This is a genomic window from Sulfurimonas sp., assembly GCF_029027405.1.
GTDB lineage: Bacteria > Campylobacterota > Campylobacteria > Campylobacterales > Sulfurimonadaceae > Sulfurimonas.
Genome location: NZ_CP093396.1, coordinates 251,188 through 271,276 on the forward strand (window position 1 = coordinate 251,188; position 20,089 = coordinate 271,276).

Consider the following 20,089-nt stretch of genomic DNA (forward strand, 5'->3'; position numbering starts at 1 on the left):
AGATATCTGGCACTAAATGCCAATACTACTAAACCTTAAAAGGTTTATGTAGTACAATGTAATCGCCAAAAAACACAATAAATAAGGACTAAGGATTCTTGAGTATCCATTGCTGAGAAGCTGCACACATCGCTAAAATTTCGTATCGCTTATCACCATCATCATGGTGTTTATCTAAATGGTCAATAAACAACTTTACTGTATCAATTACAGTAGGTTGTTTGATTGAAACTTTTAGCCCAATCGTAATCTCTTGTGGTTCACTTTGCCATTTCATACGGTCAAAAGTTTCCATAAATTCAATGGCTTCTTTTAAAGCATCTTTTTTACGAGTATGACCATCAGTATAAAAGATTTTTCTATAAGTATTTCCTAGATAAATTTCAACACTCCAATCATTTATTTTCTGCCATGTTAAAGACACATTTAAATCTTGACTTTGACATAACCCAAATAACTTTTTTTCTTTAGACATAATTCTCTCCTAGATTAAATTTTATCCCCTTAACAATAAGATTTTAAAGAACGCTCTAAAAACTCACTGTTAAGGGGATATTCTTAAATCCTTAGATATTTGACACTAAATGCCGATACTACTAAGCCTTAAAAGGTTTATGTAGTACAATGTAATCGCCAAAAAACACAACAAATAAGGACTTAAGAATGAAAATAGATAGTAGATGTATATGTAAAAAATGTTTTAATGATTTTATATTTCCAATTTCTTCTAATACAAAATACATAGAATGTTCAAAATGTAAAACTAAATATGATATTTGTGATTTTTCAAGTTTGATACCTCAAATAAACAAAGAACTATTAGCATTGAAAAAACAGTTTTATGCCGTTTATGTCTACTATAGAATTGAAGTAGAGCAAGACTATAAGTTATCTATTTCAGATAATTACTCATCTCCTGAAGCCTTTATTAATGACACTATTGAAGCTATAAAAAATGATAATGATTCAGATTCAAGTTACTTTTCAATACCGAGACTTGATATTGTGGCTTATAACTTTGTACAAAGCACAAATAATGATAACTTCATTTTATATGCAGATGATATAAATCCTAATTTACATCGTTTTGCAAAAAGTTATAAAATTGGTGCTTCATTTAAAGAAGCTATAAATATGCCTCATGAGAAGCCATTTTTTGAAGATACTGAACTTAAAGATACTAAACTTCATGTATTCTCTTATCTTTCATATTTAACTAGTCTCTACAATGGTTTTTACAACGATTTTTCTCGTCACAACACCTTAGTATTCTACCCATTCTTGATGGAAGGAAAGTAGGCTTTACGCCTCTTTCAACAAAGCCTTTATTTCTACCCATACCTACAGGTTTATTTCTTGCCATAATTCTCTCCTAGATTAAATTTTATCCCCTTAACAATGAGTTTTTAAAGAACGCTCTAAAAACTCACTGTTAAGGGGATATTCTTAAATCCTTAGATATTTGACACTAAATGCCGATACTACTAAACCTTAAAAGGTTTATGTAGTACAATGCAATAACCACAAAACACAATAAATAAGGACTTAAGAATGATTCACAATCCACTACTCACATTAGATGCAATTAATGAAAATAAAAAAACTTTAAAAAAGAATATTTTCAACGAAATACAAAGTACTCTTAGAGCAACAGGTATTCATGTAACCCCTGCCTCAAAAAAAGAGATAGACGAAAAAATCAATCTCTTTGTTTATGATGTCTATACAAATCAATGTAAGTATAGACATTATCTAAACACTAAAGACCTACTATGTAGTCCTGAAGACCTTTAGACATATCTATATTTTCTCTTGGATTTACATTACGACCAACATAACCTATATTTTCAGATAAAACTGCTTCAGCAAACTCATCTTGCTGTTTACGATATTCATCTTGTAAATCTATATACTCTTTTGGAAGTTTTCCGATGTTTTGTTTTTTTAAAAAATCGAACATCTCTTTAACTGATACTCTCAGTATGTCATTATCACTTTCACTACTAATGTAGTAATAGTCCTCACTAAATTCAGCTTTCATAATTTCTCCTAAAAATTAAGTTTAATCCCCTTAACAATGAGTTTTTAAAGAACGCTATATAAATTCACTAAACTTTTTAATACATTTGTGTATTATGTTGGTAATAAATCATATAGAAGTGTATTATACATACATTTAGTATGTATGTCAAGATATTTGTATGTAATTTAGCAAAAAAGTATGTATGGAGTAATATGGAAAAGTTTAAAGAAGATTTTAAAGCCCTTAAGCAGGCTCTTAATGTTGATAAGGACAATGAACTGTGTAAGATACTAAATATAACTTACTCTGCAATAGACGGGTGGAAAAGAAGAAAAAAGCTACCTATTAAGTATGAAAAATATATATATAACAAAAAAACTATGAATGAACACCAACGATTAAAATACATAGTAGATAACTCAAATCTATCTCTATCACAATTTGCTTTAAAGATTGAAGCAAACCTTGATACACTCAAAGCTATCATATCAGGAAAGCAAAAAATTAGCCCAGAACTAGCAAAACAAATAGATGACAACTACTTATATAACCCTAATTGGGTACTCTATGGCAAAGGTAATATGTATGTTAAAACATCAAGTGATTTAACAGGCGACCAAACTAAACTCAATTCACAATATCAAGCTACACTCAACACATATGAAAATGAGATTATAGAAGCATATAGAAAACTAACATATAAAAAAAGAGAGTATTACTACTTCAAGATAAAATCTGATGTACTAGAAGAAGAATTTAGAGAGATGTAAACCATCTTTAAACATCATTTACAGATACTTAATAATTAGTTTATTTATTTAAGATTTACTTTTTATAGTACAAGCTCTCATTATCAATAAGTAAGTAAAACAGCTATTAAGCCCATCGTTAGGGCTTCAAAGCAGTACATAAGCTAGTACATCCGTAATACATTAGCTATGCTTTAGGCTTGTTTCAGAGTATATTGTGAAGTTTGATAGTGCTTTAAAGCCCTATAATAAGAGGTTTTAACTTTAAGGTTTACAGATAGGATATTCTTAACTATTTAGGGTACGACATTCTTAAATGCGATTTATAGCAGGTTCCATCGCAACTTCTGCATTTTCCAAGAATATCTTCTTCCAATTTTGTAAGTTTTTTGGTGTGATATTATTTACACTTGCTATTTCATTTAGTGTCTTATCTTCTTTTAAAACTTCTAAAACTAACTTTGTCTTGAATTCTGCTGTATATGTTGTTCTTTTTCGACTCATAAGATTACCTTCTATTTTTATTGTTTAATTTTACTCTTTTAAGAATTAAACTTTAGAAATAGTTGTTTGATTTTCTTGGGGTAGTATACAGGTCAAGAACTAAAAAACAAAGGTAAGTTCACTAAAGATATGTTTATCTACGATAAGAACAAAGACGCTTATGTATGCCCTAACAATAAACTAATATCAAGAACATCATCATTGAATCAATCATATGCTAGAACTATGTACTTGTATAGAAGCTCTCAAACCGACTGTAATGCCTGCCCAATCAAAGATAAATGTTTAGGTGAAAAGACTAAGAATAAACAGACTCAAAGATGGGAACATCAAGAGCTACTTGACAACTATAATGCGAATATGCAAACAGATGAATCAAAAGCTATCATCAAAAAAAGACTAGCTCAACAAGCGTCAGTGCAATAAATCTACTAAATAGATTTATGTAAGTTCAATAGTTGAACACCCATTTGGAACAATCAAAAGAAGCTTAGGCTGGGATCACTTCTTAGTGAGAAGCAAAAAGAAAGTAGCTGGTGAAAACGCACTCATCATGTTTACCTATAATTTCAAACGATTACTAAACCTGATAGGGATAGCTCTGTTTAGAAAACTGATGATAGCTGTCAAAGATGGAGACTTAAGTGATATAAGAGAAGAAATAGCTTTTTATATCGCTAGTTTTAGGCTCTATATGGCTAAAATAATATCAAATATTTTTATGGTACAATTTAAACGATATAATTTCTAAAAATCGAATTATTATGAACTTTGAGGCTTGATTGTTTCACAGTCTCTATGTTTTGTTATGTTTCAATTTATCTTTTAAGTATTTATATACTGTTAAGCCAATAAGAGTTACGGCATACAGAACAGGTGAATATATAAAAACTAAAATATAAATCATTCCGTTTTCATTTATCATCGTTCCTTTTAATACAATATTTGATAATAAAATATTAGCGAAGATCAATGGAATTAATCCAATATTTATTGCAATAATATTATTGTGATTATGATAATGTTCGATTTTTTGTTTATATTTTTTTATTGCTAAATAAATAAAAATAATAAATAAGATGGATGAAATAAATATACCTGCATCATACGGTTTATTTTTTATGTAAGATTCATGTACTAAAATCAACATAGTCCAAGCTATTATTATGTACGGACTAGAATATAAAAATTTCATAAATATTTTTACCTTTTTGTAACATAACGGTCGAATAGAACAATAAATTTCCGCTAGGTAATTTATTAAGTTCCTATGTTTTGTTGTATCTGAACTTCTATGACGGTTTATTTTGGTTAAATATACTAAAAATAAATATTGTGTTTTTATTTAAATCTATCTCATAGTTTATTGTATATGTTTTAAATGTCATATCTCTGATATTTTCATCATCAAAATAATATGATAGTCTATATTTATATGGAAAGTTTGGAATTTCATTGATTTGGATATTCAAGTCTTGCTTGAATTTTCTACTTGCAGCTATTTTGTCTTTAGCAATATGTTTTAAAACTACTAGTAGTTCTTTTTGATACTCTTCCGTTCTTATTATTTTCATTAATTGTTTTCTAGTTCTTTAAAAAACAATTCAATTTCATTATCAGACTCTTCTTGAGTTAGTAGTCTCATTTTACCATTTTGAACATCATCTCTAATTTGATGTAATTTCTTTTTTCTTTCATAAAAGTATGGGTCAAGTTCTAAATTTTCATCTTTTGATACACTAATATCTGAACTATGTTTATTGACATAACTCATAAAGTTTTGAATATAATTATCTTCAATATGAACTGCTAACGTTTGCATAAATGAACCTTCAATAATTTATTTTAATAGCTATATTATATCAAAAGTTAAGTGGGTTTCACTTAACTTTTCAACTTAATCAAAAATATCACAAACTTGACATTCTAAATTTGAATTATCTGGACGATCAGGATGTATTTCATTATCAAGTTTTTTATCTTCACCAAAATCATGATAATTTTGACATTCTTTTTCAAAAGCATTTTTTGGACTTGAATCATATGAGAATTTAAATTTTTTATAATTTCCAACACCATGTTTAATTCTATCATTTAAATCTATATCTGAACGACCAACATATTTTACATAAAATGTTTCATCTTTGACATGTCCAAAGGCATAATTACCTGCTTATTTTTTAGTTATTTCCTTATCAATACTCTCTTTTGTAAGAGGGAATGCACCATTCATTTCTAATTTAGCCATTTTTCTTTTCTCCTTTTAATTTTTAAAGTTTGTAATAGTTGCTGAATTTTTACAACATAGATACACTTTGATGCGGAGCTCCTGCCATTTGTTGTATGTAGCGTAGCGAAATACGACAAATGGATGGTGGCACGTTTAGGGCGCAGCTTCGCCGTTGTACGTTTCCGCTCCGCGGGAACGTACAACGTTTGACTTTAGCCAATAAATGACCGTTAGGGCATTTATTGGTTACAAAGTTTTGTTATCTAATTAGCTAAGTTTAATAATTGAACCCTCTGAACAAGTCAGCTGATTCTTCTTTATATTAATATTCTATCATTTTAAAAATTCTCTTTCAATTTTGAGATGAATTTTTGAGTATATTTTCTATATTTTTACTAATATATGCAATATTAGTCTCTCTTCTTGTCGTTTTATATCAGTTTATTGCTCTTACCAGTGCAGGTGTCCGTCTCAGATTATAACAAGCAGCCAACTATAATGCCCCTAAAATCTAAGACACCAATTCAGTAGGATTTATTTTCAAAAAAGCTAAAATAAGTAAGAATTATGGAGATAAATTATGAGTAGAAAACAAGGGCAAACTTATACGGCAAAACAGAAGACTAAAATAGTCTTAGAAATGTTAAAAGAAGATATGACAATAAGTCAGTTAGCAACTAAGTATAAAATCACTTCTCAATCATTAGGAAAATGGAAGACTCAATTTTTAGAAAATGCATCTTTAGCATTTGACTTGGGTGGAGCGACGAAAGCTTATAGAGATGAAATAGAAGAGTTAAAAACTGAGAATGATGGCTTAGCTAAGGCACTAGGAAAAGCAACTGTAAGAGCAGGTTTCGTTGAAAAAAAGCTAAAGAGCTTGGACTTATGTAATAAAAAAGCTTTGATCGAGTCCAAGCATAAAAAATTATCAATTTCAGAGCAATGTGAGATATTTGGTATTAGTAGAAGCCACTATTACTATCAACCAGTACCAATGAGTCAAAAAAACATCAAACTACTTCATAAAATTGATGAGATAGCTACAGAGAACTCAGAGTATGGTTATAGGTTTATCTACGAGCAACTCAAAGAAGATGGCTATGCCATTGGCAGAAATAGAGTCTTGAAATATATGGCAATACTTGGCATACAAGCAATATACCCAACTAAAAAGAAACTAACAAGTATTAAAAATAAAGAACATAAAATATATGAGTACCTCCTCAAGAAGTATTGGACTAGAGTTGGTAAGAAAAATACTGTCTATGTGCCTACTCCAAACGAAGTATGGAGTGGTGACATTACCTATATTCGTATTAACGGAGGTTTTATGTATCTGGCAGCAGTTATAGACTGGCATTCTAAAGCTATACTCTCCTATAAAATATTATCATGCCCTTGTGGTACTAATTCTATGGATGCAACACTTGCAACCGATGTGCTAGAAAAGGCACTTGCAAAGTATCCTAAGCCTAAGATATTTAATAGTGATCAAGGAAGTCAATATACAAGCAATGAGCATACTCAGATACTTAAAAGATATAATATTCAAATATCAATGAATGGGAAAGCTAGAAGTATTCACAATATAGTAATTGAGAGATTTTTTAGAACCCTTAAACATGGTAATATTTACATAAATGATTATCAAACTATTAGAAATTTAAAAGAAGGAGTTAAAGCTTATATCTATAAATACAACTTTAAGAGATTTCACTCAAGTTTAGATTATAGAAAACCGATGAATGTTTATCTTGAATATCTAAAAAATGTAGGGTAAGGTAACAGTTGCTTATGAAATTAAATCTTTAGGAAAGTTGTCTTGATTTTTAGGGGCATTATACTCTATTGGTTATGTGATTAAGAGAAGATAAGGACTGAAGATAGCTACTCTATTTTGTTAGCATATGTCCTCTTAACAGTTTTTGTAATAACAGCTCTTCTACATTTTGTCTTGAATCAAAAATAGCCATAATATAAACAGTGTCATTTTCAATTTTATACATAATTCTCCAAGGTTGTTCAATCAGTTCTCTATAAATAGTTATACCTTCTTTTTGAAGTTCAGGAACTACTCTACCTCTTAAAGGAAGAGAGTTACTAGATTGTGCTTTTTCTTTTATTTGTTCATAAACTTTTCTTGCAGCATTTAAACTATCATTTTTGACATAATCTACAATATTTAAAAGGTCTTCTTTTGCATTTGAAGTCCATTTAACTTTATAAGTTTTACTCATTTGCTAAGGAGTTCTTCAACAGAGCTAAAAACATCTTCCCCAGTATGAAGATTTCCACTTCTAATATCTTCTTCTGCAAATGAAAGAAGCTTCATTATAGTAAGAGCATTTTTCATATCTTCATAACTCTTTGGATCTTGTATAACAGCTTTAGCTTCACCATTTTGTGTGATTATCATAGGTCTATGAGTTTCATTGATATATTTTAAAACATCAGCTGCTCTACTTTTTAGATAGGTTACAGGCTTTATATCATTTGTAATTTGCATAAAATCTCCTTCAGTCCTTTTATTGTACCAAATTAAGACTTAATATATAAACGTGATGCTAACGGTTGAAGATAGCCAATAAATTACCACTAGGTAATTTATTGGCTACTCTGTTTTGTTAAGCTTTTGTAACTCTCTAAACCCAGCATCTAAATCTTCTTCCGTATAATCAGCCAATAAAAATAAGCAGCCAAACAGAGCAGTTCTTGTAATGATACTTGCTTGTTCTCTTTGTCTTTTGAACGATTTTAATCTTTCATAATGAGTGCCATGCAATATTTGAGACCTACCGTAATCATATATTTCTTTTACAAATTCTTTTAAACTGGTTTCTTTTTTTATGTCTTTTAAAATAATATCATTTTCTGATATACCATAGATAGTTTGTAACATATTTAATATGCCATTATATTTACCTCCGTTTGACAGCACATCTAAAGAGGTTGCAATTTTAGTTAAGGCTATTGCATCATTTTGCTCTCTAATTCCTTCTGCATACCAATCAAGTGCAGTTGCCCAACGACTAGATAATTTTGGATACTTTGCTTCTTGTGGGTTTTCAAGTGCATATAGAATTTCTGATATACCTTGTAAAAACTTTTGATTATCCTTTTTTAAAAGTTCTTCATGTGATTGTTTTGGAGATATAATAGGAATTCTTGAACTTAAAGAACTACTTGGTAGCCATAAATTACCATCTGTTTCAACAATCCCATGTGTCATGATAGGTATAGTTCTTTCTGAAAGCAATATTTGCTGATAAAAAACGTCTTTATTAAAAAGTAAAGAGATTGAATCTAATGTTGTTTTAGCAATTATATTAGCTAGTTTATAAGAGTAGTCCTTTTCAAAACCTTTAATTGTAATTTTTATCATAGCAGGTGCTTTTTCTATAGCATTAAATACACTCTCAATCATCCAATCACATGGTTCATTAGGTGTTTCTGTTTTGATTTTATTTACACTGTCTTTTAAATATTGTTTCCAGTTAAAATTATCAAAACATTCTCTTCCTGTAATATTTATAGAATCAATCCATGTTTGAATATTCATAATATGTATATTACCTAACTTTAAAGTTTTAATTTTTTCAAAACCTAGTGTATGCACTGGAATATAATGTGTGTATATTGTCATTTGATTTTTTGTTGTATCTTTAATAGATTGTTTTAATTTCTGCATTACTTCTATTTGGTTTGTCTCAAAATTATTTAATTTATTTTCTGTATAAAAGTCTATTGTGCATTGCTTAACAATTTTAATAAAATTATTAAGCTCAATTGTTTCAAAGTCAGGATCGTTTATATGAATAGTCTCTGATAATTTATAAAATAATGCAATAGATTTAGGTGTAAAACCACATTGTATCCCACTTTTAGATGTCATGAAATTAAATCCAAAATCATTAAAGTTACCTAATTCAGATATTAATTCAATCAGCATATCTTTTATTTTCATTTGAATCCTTATGTAAGCTTAACGTTCATCTTCAGCGACGCTCTCTTTGCGTTCGTTGCTAGGTTTTGTTGTATGTATTACACAAGATAAAGGTACTAACTAGAAATCTCCAAAAAGTTTATCATTTTCATCTAAAAATCGCACTTCATTCTTTTTAGCATCGTCTGAAATATTTTTATCTTTTATTTCATCAAAAACACTAGTAATAACAACTTGAGCATTATGCTCTGCTGTAAGTTTTTTTATAGCATTTGACAATCCAATTTGATATTCATTTCTATCTCCATCAAATGGAGAATCCAATACAGCAAATCTGAAAAAGTTATCTTCTTTATTATTAATTAAAATTGCTATTGAGAATAAAAAACTTAATAATTTTCTAAATGTGTGTCCATCATCTCGTTGATTATTAAAATTATTATTATTGGATATTTTCAGATTAAACTCGATGTTTTTATGTGAATTAAGTCCGACAGAGAAAAGGGCTTCTTCATTAAATATTATTCTTGCATACTGCTCAATTATATGCTTAATATTATTGTTATTTCTAAAAAACTCTATTGTCTTTTCTATTCTTTTTACTATATTATCCAACTCACTATTTTTTGTACTTTTCAAAAAGATTTTTGATTCTAGTAACTCATACTTTTCGAGTTTGTCTTTTTCACGGTTTATATTTGTTTCAATTTCAATAATTTCTTTTTCAATTTTTTTAAATTTCGACATTGTATTACTATCTGTTAATACGGATAATAACTCAACTCTTTGATTATTTAGTAAGAAAAGACTATTTTCAATTTCATCCAATTCAGATATAAAAGATTTCTTGTTATCTTGCAATATCTCTATTCGTTCAGTAGATAAGTTTTTATTAAATTCAACTACCTTTGCATACTCATTTTTAATAGAATTTGGAAATACTAGATCTATTTCTTTAAACAATTCATCAATTTCATTCATCTCTATAAGTAGTTTATCCTCACTAGCTTGATTGATATATGCAATTTCCCTGTTTAATGAGTTTCTTTGCTTATTTAACTTAGAAATTTTTGTTTCAACATCTAAAACAAGTTCTTTACTTAAATTATTTTCTTCAAGATAAAAATCAAATGTTTGAAACCTTTTTTCTTTTTCATCTCTTATTTTACTTAAAAGTTCAATCTCACCTTCTATAAAATCTCTTGTCTTATTCGCACCAACTTCAAATTCTAATACTGAAATTTCTTTATCTAGTTTTAAAATATCAGCTTCAAGTAAATATTTTTCTTTTATAAAATTACCATCAATATTTAGCAATGTTGCTACTATTGGTTTAAAGTCAATATCTTTGCTTCGATTATATTTATTTAATCTAAAAATATCACTTTGGTCATCTTGTGTTCTTAAGAAGTAATTTAAATAATGTCTAAAATTAAGAGGTCTTCCAACAAGTTGATATTCTAATAATTGATTCAAAAATGTTAAAGCGTTCTCTTGCCCTCCAGTAAAATCAAAATTTACTTCATTTAAACATTCAATGCTAGAAGTAGACTTCTTGATACTTATCCCATTTCTTGAAGCATTTAAAACTCTTTTAATAGTCACATAAAAGTCTCTGATTTGTATTTCTAAATAAAACTCTAATTCTTTCTTGTTTTTAAACTTTTCGAGTTTTAAAAAGGATGGTTTGTCTTTTAGAAGACAAAAATCTAAAAGCTCTAATAGTTTAGTTTTACCAACACTATGTCCATCTGAAAGTATAAAACTAATAGAATCATTAAAGTAGATATTTTTGAATTCACTATCATTAGAATAAATTTTGATAAATTTCATTTTAATAGCACCTTGTCTTCATTTTTTTTGTATTCAATTTTATTAAACATGTATAAGAAATTAAGACTAAAAATAAAACTTTTGTCTGATATTTTTAATTTATTCTTTAACCTAAGTAGAACATTACTGATTTTGTCTTCTTGATTATGTATATCTTTTAAATCATTAATAATATATTTTGATACAACTAAGATATCTTCATTTAAGGGTTTAAGTTTGTGTGGTTTAATATAAGTCATTATTTATCCCCTATAAAGCATTCTCTGTATAGAAAGAATAGTAATAGTTTCATTACATCTTTATCATCACCCTTTAAGCCTTTTGTGTGCTCTTGTATCAAAATATTAAATATATTAGGCGTTAATTTATGACTTTTTCTATCTTGATGAGAATAAATAAAAAGTTTCAATGTATCGCTAGCAGAATCTATATCATCATATAGTGAATTATCAATCACAAATTTTTCTAAAATTTCTATTTTACTTTCTTGTTTTTTTATAAAACTATCGTAAAAATCAATTAGCTCATTTTGAATATTTTTTTCATCTATCTTAATAGAACTATTGTCAGTAATTACATTCTTTCCACTAGTTGTTAATGTATTTAAAAGTTGTTTTACTTTTGGTGTTTCCTCACGTACAATTTCTTGTAATCTTTCAACATCAATACTAATTTGGTAGTTAATGATATTATCTCCAAAAAGATTAGTCTGCTTAATCAATTGATTGTTCCTTCATTATCGCCAAATGTATTTTTTTGATCTAAGTTTTTAGATTTATCTATAAACTTATTAATGCTAATCACTTTAGAAGCCACAAATAAGGTGATTGCAAGACTTATGATACTCGAAATACTTGCCAAGACTATAAAAGTATTGTTATCAGCTAATTCATTTATAAAGTTCATTTGATTCCTTTATCGTATTTTATCATCTTTGTGTTAATTTCAAATATTATTTTGCTTTTTGTAATTTTTTTAGAATAAATCATAAGTATGCAAAGTATGAGTCTTATTCCCTAGTCATACAACGGGGGCGCGGGTGAGTAACTGCCGTTGGTAAAACTTTAGTTTTTCCAATGGTTGCTTGCTCCTCCCGCTTGTTATCTGGCGCTGTGCGACAGATGACCAGTGGGTGTTCAACCCGCGCCCCCGTTATCCGGTCACGCAGTGAGCGGATAACGTTTGTCGTGAGCGATAATTTTTCCGCTAGGATAAATTATTAGTCTCCTCGTTTTTGTTATACATAAGTGTTTAGAATTCTACTTACCTGTTTAGCATTTTAACATTCTTGCTTCTCTTTCAAATAACAATATTAAGTTTTCCATAATACCTTTAAGAACAATTTTTTCTAATTCATTAAATATTTTTTCACTGATTCCAGCTTTTTCAGAACCATGAGCTATTGAATTTCGTAAATTCACTAAACGATCAATCGCTTTATGTGATTTTTTAAATGTATCGTGTTTAATTCCAAGTTTATAAAAATTCTTTGACATTACACTTGCCCATAAGTTTGATTCTGTAGAAATTACATCATCTTTAATATAAATAATTTCATCATAATAATTTTCAAATTGTTGAATTAAATCTGCTCTCCTATATATTGCATGTATAGCTTTTTCTTCAGGTATCTGTCTTTTGAAATTTTTATTTTTTTTATCTTGATTTTCATATGATTTAAAAATGTCATTCATGCTAGATGCAATTAATTCAGGTTTATTCTTTATATGTTTTCTTTTTATTTTTTGTTCATTTATATATTTTACATATATTAAGAAACATATTTTAGTAAAACCTTCAAAATGTGAATAAAGCATTACTATTAATGATTTTCTATATTTGTTTTTATCATAATCTTTAGAGATAGAAGCTAAATTATTTTTTAACATACGAAGTTCGTCACTTCTCCAAGTTAACTCTGTTTCCATCTCTTCGCGTAATTCATCAATTGTCATCAAAAAAGTTTTTTAATTTTTCTTCAACAAGTCTTATTCTAATTTTAATATTACTTTTACTTCCCGTTCTTGCTTTATACAGTGTGTCACTATCCTTGATTTCTTCAAAAAGGCTTATTAAAGAGCTGTAGTTGTCGTGGGTAATTATTTTATCAATGTAGTTTTGTATACCTAATATAAGACCATCATAGTAATACAACACAAAGTTACTCTGATATTTTCCGCTCATTCTTTTAGTTGAAAAAATATTTGAATTAAGCACTTTGTTTACAATCATAAATGTTTTTTCAAAATTTTCTTTTTCTTTTTTATAATTGAAAGGAATAGACTCTTTAGCTATATCTTCCATGTACTTTGTTAAATATTCATCAAAAGGATGAAAATAGTTTTCAAGATTATTTTTTAATGTTAGAAATCTTAAGACTAGTTCCTCATCTTTTTTCTTCTCAATTTCATCTTCAGTTACTTTAGAAATAGTATTTTTATAATCAGCATTTTGGCTCATATTTATTATGAAATTATTTATTTCAGGGTTTAGTATTCTAATAGTACAATTTCTGACTTCTTGCTCTGATAATACTTCCCCTCCGCTATTTAATCGTTTAAACATATGATATCTTAAATCAATATCACTTTCTTTTCTTAATACTTCAACACGAATAAAATTTCTTTTTAATTTGATTTGTAAGGCTTTTGGAAACATCTCATATGTGTTACCATTTAATTCAGGAATAATATCACAATCAGCTAGTGTTAATGTACCTCTATTCTTTAATACTCCACGAAAGTGTAAATAAGATGATACTCGCTGCAGTCCATCAATTAATTCATATTTTCCTTCTTCAATTTCAATAACAAAAATTGGGGGTAACGGTAGCTCTAAGATGAGTGTTTCTATAAAACGAGACTGTTTATCTACGCTCCATCTAAATAATCTTTGATAATCTGGAGATATGATTAATTCGTCATTTTCATACATATCTAATAATTCATTAAATGAAATATCTAAGCTTTTTGTTCTTACTTTTTCTATTTTTTTATCAACAATTGCTACTAATTCTAACATCATAATCCTTCTTTTTTAAATATATTTTATTATAAAATAATATTAATTTTTTCTCTCTTAATCTACTCAAATATTTAATTCTTTGTTGTTAGTATATTATGTGTACAACGGTTGAAGATAGCCGATAAATTTCCGCTAGGTAATTTATTGGCTACTCTGTTTTGTTGTATTTTTCTAGATAACTACATCTCAAATTTCATTTCTAAAATCTAAATAATCTAAATTAAAAATATTAAAATTAATATATTCTTTTTCATCAATAATTTTAACTTGAGGAGTAGCATATATAAATGCCCATACTTCTGGATAATTTTTTGTACTTAAATCTTCTATTTTATTTTTCATTAAATCATTTGTGAAAGAATTATTAATTAATTTTTGTGATAAATATACTTTTGGTCTAATTTTTTTATCTTTCAGTATAAAAGTTGATGTAAAATTAGCATTATAGTCTTCATTTTTAAATTTATTAATAAATACTTTAGCAAAATAAATTCTTGGATATTTTGATAATGATTCAATATTCTGATTTGAAATTTCAACAAACATTTCTGAGTATGGAATCTTATTATTTTTTATATTTATAAATCTTTTATCTAGTAAATTTTGTTTTTTATATTTATCATACTTTGATACAAAAGACCTTATTGTGTAAAATTGAGAAGCTTGGGAGTTAATTGTATTTGATTTGGATGTTTTAACTTTACGTTTTTCAACAATAGAAAATTGATTATTTTGAGTAGGTGAAATTTCTTTTTTTTCGATATGATTTTTTGGTCTACTAAATATAAATATATCTGCAAGTTCTTCATCTTTTTTATTTCTTGGTTTTTTTATTTCTTCTATATTTTCTATTTGATATTTTTTGATATTTATTTCTTTAAGTAGATCACATTCTGGATTATGTTTACTTGTTACTTTAAAGTAAGGATCAACCTTCATATCTTGACGTAATTTATATATATTTGCACAAGTAATTGATGCTTCGCAGTTACTTGAAGGACATTCAAAGTTTTTTTTATCTTTTATTATTCCTGCCCAATAAAAATCATAGGCATCTTCAGTATTTACAATTTCATTTATATCTGTACAATAAGCTTGTTCTATTTTCATAATATTTCCTTCAATACAACGGTCGAGTACAAAAATATGTTACCTGTCTTTGTAGTCTTTTAAGTTCTACAATGATAGCTAAATTTCTTTGATAAACAAAGCTAAAAATTGGCTAGGGTAACATATTTTTGTTGCTACGATTTGTTATATGAAGTGTAAAGCATACGATACAATAGTTGGAATAAATGATATAAATATAATTATGCAAAAAATTTTAAACACCCGCCTAAGTAAATTTTTCCATGGATGTTTTTGCTCTTTATCATTGTATTTTAATAAAGCACCAATAATACTAGCAATTAAAAAAGGCTCTGTTACAAGAAATAAAAGAGTAATGAAAATAATTCCATAAATTATAAAAGAATTTGAATTGGACAAAGAAACTAGCACTAAAAGATTTATAATAAAAAGAGAGACACTGATTAACAATAGTATTTTTTTTTCATTTTTCATTTTTTTCCTTGTTTGTTTTGTCATATAACGGGGGCGCGGGTGAGTAACTGCCGTTGGTAAAACTTTAGTTTTTCCAATGGTTGCTTGCTCCTCCCGCTTGTTATCTGGTGCTGTGCGACAGATGACCAGTGGGTGTTCAACCCGCGCCCCCGTTATCCGGTCACGCAGTGAGCGGATAACGTTTAAGGAGAGCAATATTTGACCCGCCCTTGGGTCAAATATTGGCTCCTGCGTTTTGTTATGTAACTCAAATGATAGCCCTTACTCATCGATAAAAATTGTATACAGGCTAACAAAATATTATACGGTGTTTTAACTTCTGGTAGAAATGGACGAGGTCTTAAATTTAACATATGCTTATATGCTAATTGAACCCTCTGAACAATCAAGCAATTTAACTTAACCTCCTTCAAACCAATAATTAGCTAAAATAAATATACTAAGAAGCCAAGTTTGAGGGATAAATATGCAACTAAGTTTTTTTGACCATGCCATGAAATACCAAGGTGGTAAGAAGAGTATGAAGTTTCTAAATGAGATGAAAGAGATTATTCCATTTGAAGCAATTGAGAAAATACTTATAGAGAAAAATGTATATAAACCTAACAAAGGTAAGACAGGAAGACCATCTATCATTGCAAAGATATTAGTAGGCTCACTCTTCTTGCAGAATTGGTATGGATTGTCAGATCCAATGACACGTGTGACAGTTTCCTTACCAGAAACTGTAGAAGAGCTTATACATGACCGTATAAGCTTCAGAAAGTTTCTTGATATAAGAGATGAAGATACTATTCCAGATGAAACAACTATTTGTAAATTTAGAAACAAGCTTATCAAAGAAGAGATACTTGGTGATATATTTGAAGAAGTAAAAAAGATGATGGAATCTAAAAGACTTATACTCAATGAGGGAACTCTTATAGACGCTACTCTCATCCACTCAAGCGAACCAAAGAGAAAAAAAGATGACAAGGGTAAAGTTATTTCAAATAAAGCCCATGATTCTGATGCAACCTATACTTCAAAAAGAGGTCGTAAACATCATGGATTAAAGATGCATATAGCAACTGATACAAACGGTATCATCAAAAAAGTAATAGCTACAACTGCATCAACACACGATAGTACACAGTTTGATAAGCTGACAGAAGATGAAAATAAAGCAATATTCGCAGATAGTGGCTATATGCAAAAGGCAAGAAAAGTGGCACTAAGAGCAAAAGGTATTTTTGCTGGTATAGTTGAAAGACGAGTAAGAGGTCAATCGAAACTAAGACCTAAACAATCAAGAAATAATACAAGATTCTCAAAGATAAGATGTCTCGTGGAATTACCATTCGCATTTATAAAACAACATATGAACTTCAGAAAAACCAGATATCGGGGAATAGAGAAAAATCAACAACACTTTTTTATGTTGGCTGCTTGTTATAATCTGAGACGGACACCTGCACTGGTAAGGGCTAGGAACTGATACAAAAGGAACAAAATAAGGTTCTAACATGCTAATAAATAGTAGAAATATAGAAAAACAAGACAGAAACTCACTTCAAAATTGAAAGAGAATTTTTAAAATGATAGAATATTAGTATAAAGAAGAATCATCTGGCTTGTTCAGAGGGTTCAATTATAAAGTTTGCCTTTTCTACATCTTCTTCGTATTTAGCAGTACAACCATTATTGTTAAATACTTTATTTGCACTAGTTAAGTATTTAATTTTTGCCTCATCAGTCCATTCAGGAACTTTATTTGTTCCTGTTGTTCTCTGACGTCGTTCAGCATCTATACTCATAAAATAAGTAATATTACATACCTTATTGTTTATAACTGTCTCTTGGTTATTAAGGTTATCTTTTGTTTCATACTGCATAATTGTACAGCCTTGAAAAAACAATATCAATGTAATCATTATAGTTGTCTTAATCTCATTCTCCTATATTTATAACGGCTTAACTGAAGGACAAGTGGGCGAAATGGCTTGATACTTCTGTCTTTAGATTCTATCTATTCGACACATAAAAGCTCGAAATTTTCGCTCATTACACTTGTTCTTCTTCCTGTATTTTGTTAGGAGTTCTACTAAAAAGTTTATCTGGAACTAATATAGCAATAACAATTCCCATGATAGGATAAATAATCCATTTTTCTAAACTTTGAACAAATACAACATCAAATGGGTTACCCGTTACAATTCCCATTATAGGCATTCGTAATAAATCATCACCAACAAATAATAACAATACTCCAAAAATCATACCTTTTATTATTTTGTTTTTACTCGGTAATTTATCTTGTATCAAGATATAAACGAAAACTTTTCCAAATGCTGGTATTAACGCAGTAAGAGATGCTGTAATAATTATCCAGTTTGGGTATGGCTGTTTGATTACATCATTAAGTAGCCCATTCTCTGCTGCTTTTTGTACATATTCAATTGCAATTCCTTGTCCATAAAGCAAATGAATTAAAAAACCTATTGTAGCTGCAATTATTGTTGCACTTATTATTCTTACCCAATTCATTTTGACTCCTAACGGGGGCGCGGGTGAGTAACTGCCGTTGGTAAAACTTTAGTTTTTCCAATGGTTGCTTGCTCCTCCCGCTTGTTATCTGGCGCTGTGCGACAGATGACCAGTGGGTGTTCAACCCGCGCCCCCGTTATCCGGTCACGCAGTGAGCGGATAACGACTGTCTTGAGAAATATGAAGCCGCGCTTTGGCTTCGTATTTCTCTCCTAGTACTTGTTATGTGTTTTTCTTACTGTCCATTTTTAATAGCTTCTTTTATAACAGTAGCTACATTCTCTGGAGTAATGTTTCGTTCTGCACAATACTTTGTTTGAAGCCAAGTAGAAAGTTGCTTTTGGCCTTTGCTTGCGTTGCAACCGCAACAGCATAAAGCAATATTCTCTCTTGTGATTATCTTAGCATCATTAATAATATGTTCCCAACTTGCAGCGGTTTTTTTAGAAACCTTTGTTGGTGTAAATTCACAATCACAATAAACACATGTTGTATCTCTTTCTCTGATTTCCTGTTCAAGTGGAGCAGGAATTTTCCAATTATTTGCCATTTTTTAAATTACTTCCTTTGTCACATAACGGTCGAATATAGCCGATACGTCGCCGCTAGGCTACTATGTTTTGTTATAGTTCTATTGTGTGGTCAGCTTTATTAGGAACAATCATACCTAAACTCCACTTTCCAATAATTGTTTTTTTATTCCATCTTTCGAGTTGTTGTTTATATAGCATAGAAGCTACAAAATCTCTTATTTGTTCATCAGATGTGCCAACTTGCAGTGAATCAGACTTTATTGCTTCAAATATCTCTAGTGCATATTTTTGTCTGTTTTGTCTGTCTGATTTTTTTGTAATCAAAGATATAATTGGTCCGAGAATGGTAACTAAAAGAAGCATAAGAATAATAAAGAAACCAACTAGAATAGCTATTCCAAACATAGAGACTTTAAAGTTAAAACTTTTTTGATAAGGGCTGTTACTAACGTCATAATTACGTATTGAAACATCTTTAGCTGATATACTTACTTTTGGTTCTTCTGTACCTTCAAATAGTACTCTCAACTGCAATCCATAGTTGGACTTTTCTGTTCGATTCATTGAGGATACTATATAAGAAAAATAATATGATGTTCCATCAAAAAACATTTTTTTTGTTTCACTTACATTATCATAAAATTCTTTTTCTCCTACGGCGGAATAGGATAAAATTTTAAAGTCTTTTATATTTTTTGGTGTAATTTTTATTTTGATAGGAATATCAGGGAAATTTTTTGCTGAAAAATTCATAAGAGAGATTTTTAAAATTCCTAACTGCTCTTTTTCAATATTATTTACTGTTAAAATAATATCATCAGATGGAAATTTTGGCTTTGAAAAATAATTTGCATCAAAATCATTATGCAGATCAAGTTTATTTATTTTTAATTGTTCTGAATATATATAATAACTGCCAGCAAATGCCAAAAGTGCACTAATTGACGCAATCAAAATATTTTTTAAAGTTTCACTCATTTAGAAAATCCTTTTTTTGTACTATAACGGGGGCGCGGGTGAGTAACTGCCGTTGGTAAAACTTTAGTTTTTCCAATGGTTGCTTGCTCCTCCCGCTTGTTATCTGGCGCTGTGCGACAGATGACCAGTGGGTGTTCAACCCGCGCCCCCGTTATCCGGTCACGCAGTGAGCGGATAACG

28 protein-coding genes are annotated in these 20,089 nt (G+C 29.0%); 7 read left to right on the top strand and 21 right to left on the bottom strand.

The genetic code is table 11. From position 1 onward, the window contains the following. Window positions 1-88 precede the first annotated feature (88 nt). Window positions 89-475, bottom strand: coding sequence for a hypothetical protein (locus tag MOV42_RS01285; RefSeq protein ID WP_324172012.1), 387 nt, complete (start codon window positions 473-475; stop codon window positions 89-91). Window positions 476-663: 188 nt separating this feature from the next. Between MOV42_RS01285 and MOV42_RS01290 the strand changes: the two genes are divergently transcribed. Beyond that, a complete protein-coding gene (locus MOV42_RS01290) occupies window positions 664-1,299 on the top strand; it encodes a hypothetical protein (RefSeq protein ID WP_324172013.1) in 636 nt (211 codons plus the stop codon). Between the two features lie 252 nt (window positions 1,300-1,551). Continuing rightward, a complete protein-coding gene (locus MOV42_RS01295; RefSeq protein ID WP_324172014.1) occupies window positions 1,552-1,794 on the top strand; it encodes a hypothetical protein in 243 nt (80 codons plus the stop codon). Here the strand turns inward: MOV42_RS01295 and MOV42_RS01300 are convergent. After that, a complete protein-coding gene (locus MOV42_RS01300; RefSeq protein WP_324172015.1) occupies window positions 1,760-2,041 on the bottom strand; it encodes a hypothetical protein in 282 nt (93 codons plus the stop codon). The genes MOV42_RS01295 and MOV42_RS01300 overlap by 35 nt on opposite strands. A 194-nt stretch (window positions 2,042-2,235) precedes the next feature. Between MOV42_RS01300 and MOV42_RS01305 the strand changes: the two genes are divergently transcribed. Beyond that, on the top strand, window positions 2,236-2,793 hold the full coding sequence (locus MOV42_RS01305; RefSeq protein WP_324172016.1) for a hypothetical protein: 558 nt from the start codon (window positions 2,236-2,238) through the stop codon (window positions 2,791-2,793). A gap of 291 nt (window positions 2,794-3,084) precedes the next feature. Here MOV42_RS01305 and MOV42_RS01310 read toward each other — a convergent pair whose 3' ends face one another. After that, window positions 3,085-3,276, bottom strand: coding sequence for a transposase (locus MOV42_RS01310; protein ID WP_324172017.1), 192 nt, complete (start codon window positions 3,274-3,276; stop codon window positions 3,085-3,087). A gap of 129 nt (window positions 3,277-3,405) precedes the next feature. On the opposite strand from MOV42_RS01310, the gene MOV42_RS01315 reads away from it, so the two are divergent. Together MOV42_RS01315 and MOV42_RS01320 are read left to right on the top strand one after the other, a co-directional pair. Further along, complete coding sequence (locus MOV42_RS01315; RefSeq protein WP_324172018.1) at window positions 3,406-3,702, top strand: transposase; 297 nt, start codon at window positions 3,406-3,408, stop codon at window positions 3,700-3,702. Window positions 3,703-3,787: 85 nt separating this feature from the next. Then, entirely contained in the window at window positions 3,788-4,027 is a 240-nt protein-coding gene (locus tag MOV42_RS01320; protein ID WP_416385436.1) for a hypothetical protein, read from the top strand. A 45-nt stretch (window positions 4,028-4,072) separates the two neighbouring features. Here MOV42_RS01320 and MOV42_RS01325 read toward each other — a convergent pair whose 3' ends face one another. The 3 genes from MOV42_RS01325 to MOV42_RS01335 form a co-directional block, all read right to left on the bottom strand. Next, window positions 4,073-4,471, bottom strand: a complete 399-nt coding sequence (locus tag MOV42_RS01325) for a hypothetical protein (RefSeq protein WP_324172019.1) — start codon at window positions 4,469-4,471, stop codon at window positions 4,073-4,075. A gap of 97 nt (window positions 4,472-4,568) precedes the next feature. After that, window positions 4,569-4,850, bottom strand: a complete 282-nt coding sequence (locus MOV42_RS01330) for a type II toxin-antitoxin system RelE/ParE family toxin (RefSeq protein ID WP_324172020.1) — start codon at window positions 4,848-4,850, stop codon at window positions 4,569-4,571. Continuing rightward, complete coding sequence (locus tag MOV42_RS01335) at window positions 4,850-5,098, bottom strand: hypothetical protein (protein WP_324172021.1); 249 nt, start codon at window positions 5,096-5,098, stop codon at window positions 4,850-4,852. The genes MOV42_RS01330 and MOV42_RS01335 overlap by 1 nt, the downstream gene beginning before the upstream one ends. A gap of 988 nt (window positions 5,099-6,086) precedes the next feature. Between MOV42_RS01335 and MOV42_RS01340 the strand changes: the two genes are divergently transcribed. After that, window positions 6,087-7,289 (top strand): IS3 family transposase, encoded by a 1,203-nt coding sequence (locus tag MOV42_RS01340; protein WP_324170767.1) that lies wholly within the window; start codon window positions 6,087-6,089, stop codon window positions 7,287-7,289. A 112-nt stretch (window positions 7,290-7,401) separates the two neighbouring features. Here the strand turns inward: MOV42_RS01340 and MOV42_RS01345 are convergent, their stop codons facing one another. The 11 genes from MOV42_RS01345 to MOV42_RS01395 all read right to left on the bottom strand — a co-directional run bounded on the left by MOV42_RS01345 (window position 7,402) and on the right by MOV42_RS01395 (window position 16,067). Next, complete coding sequence (locus MOV42_RS01345) at window positions 7,402-7,746, bottom strand: type II toxin-antitoxin system RelE/ParE family toxin (RefSeq protein ID WP_324172022.1); 345 nt, start codon at window positions 7,744-7,746, stop codon at window positions 7,402-7,404. Beyond that, complete coding sequence (locus MOV42_RS01350; RefSeq protein WP_324172023.1) at window positions 7,743-8,015, bottom strand: type II toxin-antitoxin system Phd/YefM family antitoxin; 273 nt, start codon at window positions 8,013-8,015, stop codon at window positions 7,743-7,745. Before MOV42_RS01350 ends, MOV42_RS01345 begins: the two co-directional genes overlap by 4 nt. Before the next feature lie 105 nt (window positions 8,016-8,120). Beyond that, window positions 8,121-9,473 carry a hypothetical protein gene (locus MOV42_RS01355; protein WP_324172024.1) on the bottom strand — a complete coding sequence of 451 codons (1,353 nt, stop codon included), beginning with the start codon at window positions 9,471-9,473 and terminating at the stop codon, window positions 8,121-8,123. A 99-nt stretch (window positions 9,474-9,572) separates the two neighbouring features. Then, window positions 9,573-11,285: a hypothetical protein gene (locus MOV42_RS01360; protein ID WP_324172025.1), complete on the bottom strand. Its 1,713-nt coding sequence runs from the start codon at window positions 11,283-11,285 to the stop codon at window positions 9,573-9,575. Next, window positions 11,282-11,524, bottom strand: a complete 243-nt coding sequence (locus MOV42_RS01365; RefSeq protein WP_324172026.1) for an ABC-three component system middle component 8 — start codon at window positions 11,522-11,524, stop codon at window positions 11,282-11,284. Before MOV42_RS01365 ends, MOV42_RS01360 begins: the two co-directional genes overlap by 4 nt. Then, window positions 11,524-12,006 (bottom strand): hypothetical protein, encoded by a 483-nt coding sequence (locus MOV42_RS01370; RefSeq protein WP_324172027.1) that lies wholly within the window; start codon window positions 12,004-12,006, stop codon window positions 11,524-11,526. The genes MOV42_RS01365 and MOV42_RS01370 overlap by 1 nt, the downstream gene beginning before the upstream one ends. Next, a complete protein-coding gene (locus MOV42_RS01375) occupies window positions 12,003-12,191 on the bottom strand; it encodes a hypothetical protein (protein WP_324172028.1) in 189 nt (62 codons plus the stop codon). Before MOV42_RS01375 ends, MOV42_RS01370 begins: the two co-directional genes overlap by 4 nt. A gap of 365 nt (window positions 12,192-12,556) precedes the next feature. Beyond that, window positions 12,557-13,240 (bottom strand): MAE_28990/MAE_18760 family HEPN-like nuclease, encoded by a 684-nt coding sequence (locus MOV42_RS01380; protein ID WP_324172029.1) that lies wholly within the window; start codon window positions 13,238-13,240, stop codon window positions 12,557-12,559. Continuing rightward, window positions 13,230-14,306 carry a DUF262 domain-containing protein gene (locus tag MOV42_RS01385; RefSeq protein ID WP_324172030.1) on the bottom strand — a complete coding sequence of 359 codons (1,077 nt, stop codon included), beginning with the start codon at window positions 14,304-14,306 and terminating at the stop codon, window positions 13,230-13,232. The genes MOV42_RS01380 and MOV42_RS01385 overlap by 11 nt, the downstream gene beginning before the upstream one ends. 189 nt (window positions 14,307-14,495) lie before the next feature. Next, complete coding sequence (locus tag MOV42_RS01390) at window positions 14,496-15,419, bottom strand: hypothetical protein (RefSeq protein WP_324172031.1); 924 nt, start codon at window positions 15,417-15,419, stop codon at window positions 14,496-14,498. Window positions 15,420-15,563: 144 nt separating this feature from the next. Continuing rightward, entirely contained in the window at window positions 15,564-16,067 is a 504-nt protein-coding gene (locus MOV42_RS01395) for a hypothetical protein (protein ID WP_324172032.1), read from the bottom strand. 271 nt (window positions 16,068-16,338) lie between these two features. Here MOV42_RS01395 and MOV42_RS01400 point away from each other — a divergent pair, with 271 nt between their 5' ends. Continuing rightward, window positions 16,339-17,349 carry an IS5 family transposase gene (locus MOV42_RS01400; RefSeq protein WP_324172033.1) on the top strand — a complete coding sequence of 337 codons (1,011 nt, stop codon included), beginning with the start codon at window positions 16,339-16,341 and terminating at the stop codon, window positions 17,347-17,349. A gap of 127 nt (window positions 17,350-17,476) precedes the next feature. Here the strand turns inward: MOV42_RS01400 and MOV42_RS01405 are convergent, their stop codons facing one another. From MOV42_RS01405 to MOV42_RS01420, 4 genes are all read right to left on the bottom strand, one after another. Next, entirely contained in the window at window positions 17,477-17,746 is a 270-nt protein-coding gene (locus MOV42_RS01405; protein ID WP_324172034.1) for a hypothetical protein, read from the bottom strand. Between the two features lie 169 nt (window positions 17,747-17,915). Continuing rightward, window positions 17,916-18,398 carry a hypothetical protein gene (locus MOV42_RS01410; RefSeq protein WP_324172035.1) on the bottom strand — a complete coding sequence of 161 codons (483 nt, stop codon included), beginning with the start codon at window positions 18,396-18,398 and terminating at the stop codon, window positions 17,916-17,918. Window positions 18,399-18,633: 235 nt separating this feature from the next. Beyond that, window positions 18,634-18,948 carry an HNH endonuclease gene (locus MOV42_RS01415; protein WP_324172036.1) on the bottom strand — a complete coding sequence of 105 codons (315 nt, stop codon included), beginning with the start codon at window positions 18,946-18,948 and terminating at the stop codon, window positions 18,634-18,636. Between the two features lie 73 nt (window positions 18,949-19,021). Then, a complete protein-coding gene (locus MOV42_RS01420) occupies window positions 19,022-19,909 on the bottom strand; it encodes a hypothetical protein (protein ID WP_324172037.1) in 888 nt (295 codons plus the stop codon). Between the last annotated feature and the right edge of the window lie 180 nt (window positions 19,910-20,089).